The organism is Actinotignum schaalii, from assembly GCF_028864145.1.
Taxonomy (GTDB): Bacteria; Actinomycetota; Actinomycetes; order Actinomycetales; family Actinomycetaceae; genus Actinotignum; species Actinotignum schaalii_B.
Window position 1 is genome coordinate 1 of sequence record NZ_JARBHJ010000050.1, and the last position, 12044, is coordinate 12044.

Below are 12044 nucleotides of genomic sequence, written 5' to 3' on the forward strand. Positions count from 1 at the left end.
CGAGGATAGGTAAGAGTTGATTCGAAAGGTACCCGCGATGGTCGCCTTTGTGCATGCCGACACGAGGATCACCGCGGGATACAGATACACCACACTAACGGACGCAACCCCCGATGCCTTCCAGCTCACTGCCGGAGAATGTCTCTGCGGCAGCTATATTCGCTGCTTTCTCTTTGGAAATCAAATTGACTTTTGCGGCAATAATTCTCCGGCAATTATCAGTCGACAATTGTTCCAGGTATGTCTGGGCATCTCGAACCAAACGGTCGATATGGACTTTCTCTTGTTCCAACCGCTTAGCTTGGTCAGCTGGGGATAATTCGGCAAGCCGTTGCTGTAGAGCCAGAATTTCGGCATCGTCATTGTCGCTAAAAGTACAATTATTGTCGATATCTCGGGTGGAAGTATCGACATTGATGGATTTATACCATAGACCTTCAGCTGTTTCGTTCTTTTCACTAGGGAAACTTGGCTTCCTTGATTGATGCCGACTAGCTTTGTCCTCGAGAGATGCTGCGACTTTTTCACATAACTGGATGAGTGAGGTGAGAAATGATAGAATTGGCGGCTCGTAGGTTACCTCGCCTCCTTTATCTACAAATATCTTGCCAAAGGAATTGTCGAAAATCTCAACGTTGCTAAGATCGTTGCAGACACCATCGTCCGACCATATATAGCTCTTCTGTATTCCGTTTTGCACAAATGAAATACAGGCTTTCTTATTGTGGCGGTCGCGTTTATATACATTATTATGTAAAATGCCCTTTTCACGTGCGCCGCATACGTGTTTAAGTAGTCTGATATACCCTGATTTACCGGATCCATTATGGCCATAAATAATCGTGAGATTGTTATCCTTATTGAATTCAGATTTGTTGCATTTACAGAATTCAAGTGGTTTCTTCGGGGCGAGAGCGTTTATGCCTTCGATATTACTTATCGAGCATAGTCGTAGGGAATCTCCTCCGATTGGGGAGAAAGAGGAAAGGGGGAAAGTACAACTTGGCTTGGGTAACTTACCTTGGACTTCTTGCAGGCATTGTAGCGCAAGTTTTGAAATGTCTTCGTCTGTGAGTGTAGCTTGCTCAAGCAGAAGAGTAGCCGCATTTTGAAGCCACCAGTGCCGATTTGAAAACCATTCGGCCAGCCGCATAGTTGTATCGCTCATGCCCATTCCTTCGCCAGCTTTCGGTCGTGTTTAATTGTACCGAGACTGGCGGGCCAGTGGCCATGTTCATCCACTGATAGTAGGCAGGCTCGGTAACGTGTCCTAAACCGGGGATAACTTGCCGTCCGGTGCCATGCAAGAATTTCAAGGCACTGTAACTGATGCTTTTCATCTACGTTGAGGACTGTAGACTGACCGTACGTGAGATTCGATTTCTTCTTTCCATCCCGGTGCGCCCGATGTGTTATCGCGGCTCGACATAACGGATTGGATTAGCTCGAAAAATACTCGCGGAGATAGGGTCTTGTGCCGGCCTGCGTAATCGACGACTATACGTAGCTGTTTTAAAGTGAGAGGCGCAATATCTAGTCGAACTTTGTCATTATCGCTCAAATACCAGGTCCCAACACGGAAAGTTTCTGCGGCATTAGTATCAATGTTCCGAGCAATAAAAAGACCTAGAACATCTTTTCCGTCTGTGCGATGTGCGGCGAGCATGTCGGCGACGTGACGCCTTACTGGCTCTCCTTCAGCAGCCTCCTGGCGCGAACTTTCAGTAAGGGTAACCTCTATCACAATTACCTTGTCGTCGTATTCCGCAATTATATCTGCACCACCACCAGAAGCAGTGCCAATGGGTAAGAAATCTTGATCAATGTGGAATCGGCGAACAGAATTTGGGGGAATGACGAGATCGCCGAAAGCTAAAACTACCCTCCACAACGTCCACTCTAAGTATGCGGCTCGCTCCTCTTTCGGAATCTTCAGTTCGTAGTCTCCGAATTGGTAGGTAGTCTTATTCTCATCTAGCATTGCAAGGTAGGCCGATATTTCATCGATTTCTCGCGGCTGCTCCAAAGCGAATTCAAGTTCTTTATTCTGAAAAATTAGTGCGTCCAGATCGTAGCGCGCGGCACTCGCACCGGCTACTGTGCTTAAATCGTAGTTTGATTTGTCGAAAGCGAGGCGTCGGGCTTTCGCGACTTTAATAAGGTCTTCGAGTACGGACACAGCGCCACGAATATTGTCGGTTGGAAGCTCGGCACCGCTAAAAAGTCGTTGCATATACCGAACTGGCCCAGGGAGGGGATCATAGGAGTTATCACAGATCGCGTGCGCAATGGTCTTTTTTTCAGGGACCAGACTAATTCCACGTCCTTTAGCTTGGAACAGCCCTGTCATTTTAAGATACCTGAAAGATACGTCTTGATAGTCGTAGAATGTTCCGTAATTACTGTGTGATGCACCAAGAGTGCGTTGGCGTTCCAAAGCTGATTCCATAGTTTCTACATCGAATTTTCTCTTACTAACAGCCCTTTCTCGACGGGTTCGGAGCGCCATTATCTCGTCGCAGATGGCTTCGATATCGGAAGTATTGTGAGTGAAAATCACAAGAGAGGCCATTTCAAGACGCGAAATGTATGGCTCTATTCCGTTTTTCTTCAACTGCCTTAAAATACCTACAATATGTCGCAGTGGCGAGAATGGTTTGAATGCGTAATTATGCTCAAGGGGGCTAGGTAAGCTCAATGCTGAAATTGATCGCAAGAAGACCTCTTGCTGTGCTTGCAGTGACTGTGCCGATAATAAGCGTTGTCCATTTTCGGTGACGGTGTATGGCTTTCCAAGTTCGTTAAGGATTTGTTTTGTGTCAAGATCTCTAATCTCCTTTAACTTCGTGAAATCTGGGGTGATAAAGCCTAGTTTGCTGAGCCCTGAACGCCATTTTCTGGAAATGGAAGTGATATCTTTAGTGCGAGGATTCAGCGTAATAATACCGGCGTTATCGAGCGCTCTCGCAATTGCTTCTTCCTCTTCTTTACCCATGCGGCCTTCGAAACCGGCATCGACGAGGGCTTGTAAAGCATTTCTGAGCCGCAAAGGATTTCGCAAGGTTGTGTTGGCTAGGTGCCAAGGCCGTAAGCTGAAATCGATCTCATGATTCATTTTAATATCCGACAAAAAGGTATTCCTGGACTGAATTTCTATTGTTACCCACTCGAGCGTGTTGATTTCCGAAAGAGTATTTGTAGTTGATCGGAAGCACTTCCACGTTTCGCTTATGTTTGCTCATAATTTCGACCATCTCATCAAGGGTTGGCAGTGAGTTGGAGGAGTATGAAACGAGTAAAACTGAGTTCCGATGCTGATGGAATAAACGGTCAAAAGCGTCGTAGGCGCCTTTGCGAGATGCAAATGGAGTCGGATAGGACTTGAATTTCTTTGTTTGGGTGGATTCTTGAATTTCGACTCCCTTCCAGTCGCGCGCAAGTCCCTCAACAAAGTGGTAACGGCGCACGTACTCGTTGTCTGAGCGGAGGGAGTAGTACGGCGGGTCGATGTAGGTGAGAGAGTTCGGTACGGCACGCACAGTCATCGCGTCCCCTCTTCTCGAAAGCGATTGCTTGCCGTTATCGAAAACCGCATTATTTATTTCTTGGACAGCTCTGAGGAAATGTTCTTGAAAAGACATCTGTAAATCTTTTCTGCCATCATCGTAGCGCATTCCGACATAAGTGAAAATTCCGCGCGGGCGCTTTTTTAGACACGCTCGTATTAGTGCCGCCATTGCGATTGAGCGTTCGTATGAATTCTTGATCGTTTTAATGCCCGCCCTCATAGAATCGATGAAAGCGTTATCTTCGTCTGAGTAGTATAATTCGTGGAAAGTCTCGGAGACGAACCCATCAGTTTTAAAATCGGTCTCAACGAGGCGGCATGCTTTGTCTAAAGGTAGAATAACCCCCGAGTTCTCAATGAGTGCCTTAGCCGAATTTGCACTAAATGCCATGTAGTCGTTGGCGAGAACGCTCTTTCCTTTCGCTTTGAACATGTATGAAACCACTCCGGAACCGGAAAATAGATCTACGACGTTTTCGTAGTCAAACTGCTCGGCTACAGCCCAGATATCCGACAGTAATTTCTTTTTGGATCCCATGTATCGAGTTGATGGGAAGGCGAGTGTTTGTTTATCGAGGGGTTCACGGCAGGCTTCTAGATTCACTTTCCGTTTCGGAGGAATTGTTACAATGACGTCCTCTCCATACCTGCTGGAGGCTTTTGCACTAATCGACCGCTTAGTTTGAACTATGTCAATGTGGAAACCGTCGAATAGTTCGTGAACAAGCGGGTGGTTGGAATTTGTTAAAATTACGAAACATCCGAGTTCGTGTAGGCGCTTAATCTCCTGGGCTAGCTGGAGATGATCTTCCTCGTAAAACTGCTCTTTGGTGTAACGCTTAAAGTCGGAGTACTTACCTGTTGGTAAGTATGGAGGATCGAGGAAGACGAAATCGCCTGGCTCGGCGTTGGCCTGAAGTATATCTTCGTAGGTGCCTTGAATTATTTCAGCCCCCTGCAGTGCGGATGATACTTCGTAAAGGTTATGTTCATCAACGATCTTAGGGTTTTTGTACCGGCCGTAAGGTACATTGAACTGTCCAGAACGATTGACTCGGTATAGTCCATTAAAACATGTGCGATTGAGGAAAATTGTCCGTGCGGCCGCAACCGCCGGGGATAGTTCCTCCCAGTTTTGCGCGCGAACGGTGTAAAAGTAGCTCTCATCGTTATGGTGAATCTTTAAAGCGTCTATTACAGAGCCTACGTCATCCTTAACCGCGGTGTACAGGTTGATTAACTCCGGATTTATGTCTCCGATTATGGCTCTTTGAGGTCGTGAGGCGAAAAAGAGTGCTCCTCCACCAAAAAACGGTTCGATATACTTGCCGTAATCTTTCGGCATTCGTTCCAGCAGCTCCGGAAGCAGCTGAGTTTTTCCCCCAGCCCATTTGAGTAACGGGCGCGCCTGGCTGGAATGTTCAGGTATCGCTTCTAGAGGAATCAAATTATCAGCCACACTGACGATACTACCAAACGGTTGAGGGTGTGATCTCCCTCGAAGTAGCTATCGAGAAGTGCGTGGAATGGGTACTGTTTCGACTGACGGTATTTGGAGCGGTGTCTTCTATATGAAGAGGGTCCTGTGGATCGTTTGATCAGGGATTTTTACTCTTGAGGATGCCGCTGGGCTAGGTAGGTGCTGAAGAAGACTGCGAAGGCGAGGATCCAGAGCCAGGCCAGGGCGGAGTACCAGTTGAGGCCACCGAAGAGTGTGATGCGGGGTAGCTCGGTTGCGATGATGAAAGAGATGCCGAAGAAAGCGCCGTAGACGGCATCCAAGGCGTAGCCCCACGGACTCCGCACGCCACGCACCCGGCGCAACGCTGCCGCAGCTTTGGTGAGAAGCACGCTCGCTGCCAGGTACACGAGGGTGGAAGTCCAGAACATCCACATCTCCACCTCCGGATCATCGGTGGCCCAGAATAAGAGTATGGCCGCGGCCAGCCCGGCAACGACCACGATGAGTAAAGTAGCGCCCTTGCGGTAGCGGTACGCGCTCTCAGTAGAGTTCTCAGGGTTCTTGAGTGCGTTCACGGAATCTGCGGATGAGTGCGTGGTGTCTGTGGGCTGCTCCTTAGGTTCTTGTGCGGCATCCTGGTTCATAGGATAATTATTGCCGATATTCAACGGCGAAGGGAACGGTCTATGGCAGATGCACCGCAGCACCGGCAGCTGAGTAGGAAAGTCCCCATCGGCAAGATTGTTAGCTTTCTGATTATCCTCCTCGTCGGCTTCGGGTTCGCTCTCTCGGTAGTTAGCTTTGCTGGCCGGCATTCCTTCCCGCTATGGAGCTTCGTCGTCGTACTTATTCTTTTTAGCATCGCCAGTTCCTACATGACGCGCGCGGTGGGGCGGACGCCGCGGCGCTTCGAGTACCTCCTCGACGCCGGCTACGGAATCATTGCCGGGCTATCCTTCCTGGTGTTTCAGTACGCGTACGAATCGATTCGGTGGCCGTCGTTCCTGCTGGTGGTGTGGATGCTGGTGACCTCGATGGGGTGCAGCGCGTATATCGACAAGCGGCACCCGGCGCCGCGGGTTGGCGCAGAGGATTAGCGCGAGTTGCGAGCGGCGGTAAGCGCCGCAAGGCGTGCCTGAAGTTGCGTGACGTAGTCCAGGCTGGCCGCGGGAACGGTACCCACGTACTCGCGGGCCCACCGATAAAACTGGTTGGCGCCGCGCAAAACACCGTGTAGGAAAGATAGTGGCTCGGCGAGGTAGCGCTGGCCGCGGAGCTCGAAAATGAGCAGCTGCCCGCTGCGGGTGAGTGAAAAGCCGGCGGTTTCCTCGCTGAAATCGCCACGCCCGGTGCCGGTATTGAGATAGCTTTCTACCGCGTCCAGCATGCTCTGCCAGAACAGCGCGAGATGCGTCCAGGCTTCGCGCGGCATGAGTTGCTGGCCGTTGAGTTCCAGGGAAATCCAGCCTTCGCCGGCGAATTTGCCGGTGCGCTGCTGGTGGTGCCAGCAGCGGGCGGCTTCACGTGGCTCGCTCGCGATGGATACCAGGTGGGTGGCTGGGTGGGCGGTTAGCTCGCACGGATCCACGATGGTGGTTTCGCGCAGCACGAAAGTTTCGACGATGAGCTGGCTTGGGACTGGCCACTTTGTTTCGGTCACGCGCCCTCGCTGAACTTCGATATGTGAAGACCGGCCCTGACCCATCCGCGAGGCGGATGGGCGGGCCGGTTCTGGTGAATAAACTCTAGCAATGCCGCGGCAAAGGCTCAAGGTCTACTTCGCCCGCAGCGCGTAATAGACCGGCTCCGAATCAGGGGTGGAGAAATCGGTGCCGAAGAAGCCATAGCCGGGCACAACGTCCGTAAGGGTGGCCGGGATGGACCACACCGGGGCATCGCCCTGATTCCAATCGAAAGCGAAAGTGCCGTCGCGGGAGCCGGCCTGGTAACCGGCCAACACCGCGCCGTTTCCTAGCGGCAGGAAATCCCAACTAACGCTTGAAAGGGGTAGCTTCCGCATCTGCCCGTTCGTCACGATCCTGGCATTAGGGGCCGATGAACTCACCAGATACGCCATGCCACCGGGCGTGCAGGCAGAGATCCCCACGTAGGAGTTTCCTGTAGGGCTGCGGGGCGCGTCTGCTAATAGCGTTTCTAGATTTGTGCGTAGCTGCGCTGTGCTCGCTTGCGGCGATAAACATGAGGGCGCCTTGGCGCGCACGTCGCCCTGGAAAGCGGTACCTCGTGAGAATTTACCCTCATTCGTAATGGAGATATTGAATTCGGGGAGGAACCATCCATCGGTTGTAGTGACCACGGTTGCAGTGCCAACATCCGCACCCTCGATAACGAGAGCGCCGCGCTCCTGTCCGGTTGAGCTAAGAACCGTGAGATATGTGGACTTATCCCGTGTTTCAAGGAGGAGTACCTCCCCGCTCGGCGCTACGTGATAATTACCGAAAGCAGCGGGACGAGTTATTTCATGCAGCACCGTGCCATCCGTGGGGGAGAGCCAGGAAAAATGTTCCTCGCGGCCCTCGGCCTCGGAGAGTAGCACCCCGGGCGCGAAGCCTTGCGCGTCCTCTCCACTTTCCCAGATCACAGCGCCATCCGCGGCTGCGCGCAGAGTGGCGGGTACGTCCGAAATATACGAGCTGGCGTAAGAATTACCCCAGGAATTCGGCTTGCACCACATATTCGCGGTGTCACCAGCGGGCGCGCAGCTGAGTTCCCCGGGCAGGGAGTAGCGCAGCTGCCCGGTTTCCGTGTCATAAAAGCTCGTGGAATCAGCCTTGGCGTTGTAGCCGCCGAAAACGTGCCCGGCCGGGATAACGAAAGGCTGATCCGGGAAGGCGGGAACACGTGCGTCAGTCTGCACCGCCCGCGCCTCGGCAAGATTTTGCGGGACGGGGGCGTAAGTGGCCAGCGGCTGCGCGCCCGCCTCGGGAACCGCGGCAGCCCCAGCGCCCCCGGCATCGCCGGAATCTTCAGCACTCTGCGCGCTCCCCACCTCGGCCGGCGGGTCACTCACCTCATCTTCCATATCGGCAAGGAAAAACCCGGCCGGGAAACACACGAAAACAATGAAAATCCACCAGAAGAGGCCGCGATCCTTCTTTTTCTTCGGCTCCTCGGGTGGTGGCGCGGTATTGACCCGCGTTGCGCCGTAGCTCGCGGTTGCGCCGCCGGCCTGCGCACTCGCGCTCGTGGGATAGGGGAGTGGCGGGACGGTGGGCAGCAGTTGCGCAGAACTTGCGTAAGCCTGGCGCATCGCCCGCTCATCGCGCGGATGCGGTTTCGTGCGGGAGCCTTGGCGAGTGCGCGCGCCCTCCTTCGCCCGCGCCACTACCGGCCGTCGTTCACCCTCCGGCTCCCCGAAGGCCGACCCGGCACCGGCGCGCGACGGACTTTCCGAAAACGCCGAGCGGTGCGTGCGGGTTTGCCATTCCGCCAGGTCCTGGGCACGTTTACGTTGGCGGCGGCGTTTGAACCAGCCGCGTGCGCCGTCGTCGTCACTAAAAGCTGAACCACGCATGGACTCACGCCCCTAAGAGATCCGCGGCGCCCGCGAGCACCGTCCCCACGTCCCCCTCCACGCGCAGATCGGCGTAACGATCCGCGGTGGTGGGGCCGATATTAATAATCGCGCACGCCGCACCGTGCTGGAGCGCTTCGCCGAGCACCCACGAACCGGTCAGCACCGCGAGCGAGGTACCGACCACCAGCGCAAGATCCGCCTCGCGCGCCCACGCAAAAGACTGCTCCATCGCCGCCCGCGGCAGCGCCTCGCCGAAAAATACCACCGCGGGTTTGAGCAAGCCGCCGCAGCGGGGGCACGGTGCCACCCGGAACGTGGAGGCCTCCGCACCGGCGCGGTCCGCGGAAGCCAAAATCGCGACGTGTGCGGGATCGGGATCCTCCGGCCACCCCGGGTTGAGCGCGTCGAGCTGCGCGGCAATCTCCGCGCGCGGGAACTCCGCCCCGCACTCCACGCATACGACCCGCAAAAAATTCCCGTGCAGTTCCGCGAGCCTGGTAGAACCGGCCTTCTGGTGGAGATTATCGACATTTTGAGTGGCGACGCCGTTAATGAGGCCCGCTTTTTCGAAACGCGCCAGTGCCGTGTGGGCATTATTGGCGACGACGCCGTCCAGCGCGCGCCACGTTTCCTGATTACGTTGCCACACCCAGCGCTGCCACACCGGATCCGAAACGAAAGCATCGTAATCAATGGAGGGGACATCGGAGGAACCGGTGCCGCGGTAATCGGGAATGCCCGAAGCTGTGGAAACGCCCGCACCCGCGATAACTACGGTGGTGCGCCCGGCCATGAGCTCGGCTAGTTCGCGTGCGGCCTCGGTGGTGTCGCTGGTGATCATGGTGACTCCCTCGTGCTGGCTTCCTCGCTCATCGTAACCCGAATGCGTGGTGGGGTGAATCTTTCGCCTCAGGGCAAAGGTCCGGGCACGGCAGAGCCAAACGTGGGATAATAAAACCTGTTTGAGGAACCCTCAAAGAGTGCCGGTCGCGGCACTCGCACGGAGCCTTCGCCACATTGCGGTGGTTCGCGTGCTCACACAGAAAACCTCTCGGACAGATGGTTCGAGGAACGCCGAATAAAGGAGATCTCAGTGGCTGTTGCAACCCGCGAACAGTACGACGAAATGCTCAACCGCGCCAAGGCGAATAAGTTCGCCTACCCGGCCATCAATGTCACCTCGTCCCAGACGGCCACCGCTGCCCTGCGCGGTTTCGCGGAAGCCGAATCGGACGGCATCATCCAGGTGTCCGTGGGCGGCGCCGAATACCTCTCCGGCTCCACCGTTAAGGATCGCGTGGCCGGTTCCATCGCCCTGGTGGAGTACGTGCGCGCCGTCGCCAAGAACTACGATGTGACCATCGCCCTGCATACGGATCACTGCGCCAAGCAGAACATCGATTCCTGGATCCGCCCGCTCATGGAGCTCGAAGCTGAGCAGCACAAGGCAGGCAAGCAGACCTACTTCAACTCCCATATGTGGGACGGCTCGGCCGTGCCGCTGGAGGAGAACCTGGAAATCGCCAAGGAACTGCTGGCGCTCTCCCAGAAGGCCAATACCATTCTCGAAATTGAGATCGGTGTTGTGGGCGGCGAAGAAGATGGCGTCGTCGGCGAAATCAACGAAAAGCTCTACACCACCGCTGAGGACGGCCTCAAGACCGTTGAAGCGCTGGGCCTGGGCGAAAACGGCCGCTACATCACCGCGCTGACCTTCGGTAACGTGCACGGCGTGTACAAGCCCGGCCACGTCAAGCTGCGTCCCGAAATCCTCGGTGATATCCAGAAGGAAGTCGGCGCCAAGGTTGGCAAGGAATCGCCCTTCGATCTGGTTATGCACGGTGGCTCCGGCTCCACCGCCGAAGAAATCCGCACCGCGGTGGAAAACGGCGTCATCAAGATGAACGTGGACACGGACACCCAGTACGCCTACACCCGCCCGGTGGCCGACTGGATGCTGACCAACTACTCCGGCGTCCTCAAGATCGACGGCGAAGTGGGCAACAAGAAGCAGTACGACCCGCGCTCGTGGGGCAAGGCCGCCGAAGCCGGCATGGCCGCTCGCGTTGTCGAAGCGTGCGAGCGCCTCGGCTCCACCGGTACCCGCATGAAGTAAGGGTGGCGCTTTCGGGCCGTTCGTGAGGCGGGCGTGCTCGTGTGCCGTTCGCGGTTCGGCACGTTCTGCGTAACAAGGGGCTGGTAGCTTATCTAGGCTACCAGCCCCTTGTGCTGCACTTCGTGCGTCTTTTCCGATGTTTTCTTTGCTCGCTTTGCCCTCTTTCGCGTTGGAAAGCTTCAATTTGCGGGGCTGATGGCGATGCGGGTTGCCCGTCATCATGCCGGATCGCAAAGTGGTACTGGAGCTACAGCCAACCCCCGATTTTCTGTTGTGCAGTACCACTTTGCGCGTTCCGCCGTTGTCGAGTACCACTTTGCTGGGCAGTAATAGATGGATAGTGGTTAGTCCCGGTGGCCCTCGAAAAAAAGTGCGCGGGAGAGCACTGTTTCAGAGCAAATTCATGTTCCTTACGCGCACTTGACGGGCACCACGGTTCGAAATGCGCACTTCGCGGGGGTCAATGTCCAGAATGCGCACTTTGCCGAGCCGAGTTGCTGTGCCGGCCCGCCGCGCAGGCGGGGGGTCGTGTGTTTTTCCGAGATGTACTTCGCATGTACGACATATGCACTACAGCTTTGACAACACATGCCGCCTACTCCGGGACGCGTGTGACTACTTAGGTTCGTGAGACTCGTGTGACGTGTGGGATTCCCGCCGCGCCACCACACCGCCGCCACGCCGCCGCCGCTCCGCGACATCGACGCCGCCCGCCGTCGCGGCATCACGCCACCACACCGCCACCACTAGCATCAATGGCCACACTTTGAGACAGCTACCTCGGAAGATAAGATTTACCACATAGTTATTTAAGTCGTGCATGAACACCTTCCACATGGTTTACAATCACGGGGCGCCGGGAGTGCCTCGAGAAATCAAGGTGTTTCCGCAACTGGGCCACGTGTTTGGGTGTCTCACCGCGCCACCGGGGCGGAATCCGGTACGAACGGGTAACTAATAAGGGATCTAAGAATGCAAAAATTGAGAACGGGAGCGGCGCGTTCGCGAGTCGCGGTGCACCGGTTGATCACGGGTGCGGTGGCGGCACTTATTGCTGCCGTCGTCGCGGTGGGTGGAGCGATTCCGCTGACCGCGCCGGCCATGGCCGCGAACGTGCGTGTGGTGGCAGATGATGCCAATTCTGCGAGCGGAACGAACGAATCCGGAACCAACGCGAATGGTGAAAACGCCAACGCGGCCGGCGAGACCGCCGATCGGGCCGCGGATGCGGCATCTTCGGCACGCTTAGAGGGTTAATAGACAAAAATAGTTGCTAATGACGGCGTGTCGTTAGCTCCCGATCCGGCCTTTACGGATGTTTAGACCGTCTTCCCACGGGCGCTCCATGTTGATATGGGTA

Annotated in this window: 10 protein-coding genes; 3 read left to right on the forward strand and 7 right to left on the reverse strand. The window is 55.3% G+C overall.

Going from position 1 to position 12044, the window contains the following annotated elements; translation table 11 throughout:
- Window positions 1–94: 94 nt before the first annotated feature.
- The 4 genes from PWJ82_RS08995 to PWJ82_RS09010 all read right to left on the reverse strand — a co-directional run bounded on the left by PWJ82_RS08995 (window position 95) and on the right by PWJ82_RS09010 (window position 5674).
- Window positions 95–1168, reverse strand: a complete 1074-nt coding sequence (locus PWJ82_RS08995) for an AAA family ATPase (protein WP_274736318.1) — start codon at window positions 1166–1168, stop codon at window positions 95–97.
- Between the two features lie 168 nt (window positions 1169–1336).
- Window positions 1337–3130 carry an AlwI family type II restriction endonuclease gene (locus PWJ82_RS09000; RefSeq protein ID WP_155875788.1) on the reverse strand — a complete coding sequence of 598 codons (1794 nt, stop codon included), beginning with the start codon at window positions 3128–3130 and terminating at the stop codon, window positions 1337–1339.
- Window positions 3117–5027: a Dam family site-specific DNA-(adenine-N6)-methyltransferase gene (locus PWJ82_RS09005; protein ID WP_274736321.1), complete on the reverse strand. Its 1911-nt coding sequence runs from the start codon at window positions 5025–5027 to the stop codon at window positions 3117–3119. Before PWJ82_RS09005 ends, PWJ82_RS09000 begins: the two co-directional genes overlap by 14 nt.
- Before the next feature lie 149 nt (window positions 5028–5176).
- Window positions 5177–5674 (reverse strand): hypothetical protein, encoded by a 498-nt coding sequence (locus tag PWJ82_RS09010; RefSeq protein ID WP_274736323.1) that lies wholly within the window; start codon window positions 5672–5674, stop codon window positions 5177–5179.
- A 42-nt stretch (window positions 5675–5716) separates the two neighbouring features.
- Between PWJ82_RS09010 and PWJ82_RS09015 the strand changes: the two genes are divergently transcribed.
- The gene (locus PWJ82_RS09015) at window positions 5717–6127 is read left to right on the forward strand and encodes a hypothetical protein (RefSeq protein WP_274736325.1); all 411 of its coding nucleotides are present in this window, start codon (window positions 5717–5719) and stop codon (window positions 6125–6127) included.
- Here the strand turns inward: PWJ82_RS09015 and PWJ82_RS09020 are convergent.
- The 3 genes from PWJ82_RS09020 to PWJ82_RS09030 all read right to left on the reverse strand — a co-directional run bounded on the left by PWJ82_RS09020 (window position 6124) and on the right by PWJ82_RS09030 (window position 9409).
- Window positions 6124–6690 (reverse strand): hypothetical protein, encoded by a 567-nt coding sequence (locus PWJ82_RS09020; RefSeq protein ID WP_274736327.1) that lies wholly within the window; start codon window positions 6688–6690, stop codon window positions 6124–6126. The genes PWJ82_RS09015 and PWJ82_RS09020 overlap by 4 nt on opposite strands.
- Before the next feature lie 114 nt (window positions 6691–6804).
- Window positions 6805–8565 carry a hypothetical protein gene (locus PWJ82_RS09025; protein ID WP_274736329.1) on the reverse strand — a complete coding sequence of 587 codons (1761 nt, stop codon included), beginning with the start codon at window positions 8563–8565 and terminating at the stop codon, window positions 6805–6807.
- A 4-nt stretch (window positions 8566–8569) separates the two neighbouring features.
- Entirely contained in the window at window positions 8570–9409 is an 840-nt protein-coding gene (locus PWJ82_RS09030; RefSeq protein ID WP_274736331.1) for a Sir2 family NAD-dependent protein deacetylase, read from the reverse strand.
- A 246-nt stretch (window positions 9410–9655) separates the two neighbouring features.
- Between PWJ82_RS09030 and fbaA the strand changes: the two genes are divergently transcribed.
- Window positions 9656–10684: a class II fructose-bisphosphate aldolase gene (fbaA, locus tag PWJ82_RS09035; RefSeq protein ID WP_274736335.1), complete on the forward strand. Its 1029-nt coding sequence runs from the start codon at window positions 9656–9658 to the stop codon at window positions 10682–10684.
- A 972-nt stretch (window positions 10685–11656) separates the two neighbouring features.
- On the forward strand, window positions 11657–11941 hold the full coding sequence (locus PWJ82_RS09040) for a hypothetical protein (RefSeq protein WP_274736333.1): 285 nt from the start codon (window positions 11657–11659) through the stop codon (window positions 11939–11941).
- The last annotated feature ends 103 nt before the right edge of the window (window positions 11942–12044 follow it).

What these genes read in the sequence shown, in the direction of transcription:
- PWJ82_RS08995 (WP_274736318.1), bottom strand. Translation starts at nt 1,168, where the DNA reads ATGAGCGATACAACTATGCGGCTGGCCGAATGGTTTTCAAATCGGCAC.
- PWJ82_RS09010 (WP_274736323.1), bottom strand. Translation starts at nt 5,674, where the DNA reads ATGAACCAGGATGCCGCACAAGAACCTAAGGAGCAGCCCACAGACACC.
- PWJ82_RS09015 (WP_274736325.1), top strand. Translation starts at nt 5,717, where the DNA reads ATGGCAGATGCACCGCAGCACCGGCAGCTGAGTAGGAAAGTCCCCATC.
- PWJ82_RS09025 (WP_274736329.1), bottom strand. Translation starts at nt 8,565, where the DNA reads ATGCGTGGTTCAGCTTTTAGTGACGACGACGGCGCACGCGGCTGGTTC.
- PWJ82_RS09030 (WP_274736331.1), bottom strand. Translation starts at nt 9,409, where the DNA reads ATGATCACCAGCGACACCACCGAGGCCGCACGCGAACTAGCCGAGCTC.
- PWJ82_RS09040 (WP_274736333.1), top strand. Translation starts at nt 11,657, where the DNA reads ATGCAAAAATTGAGAACGGGAGCGGCGCGTTCGCGAGTCGCGGTGCAC.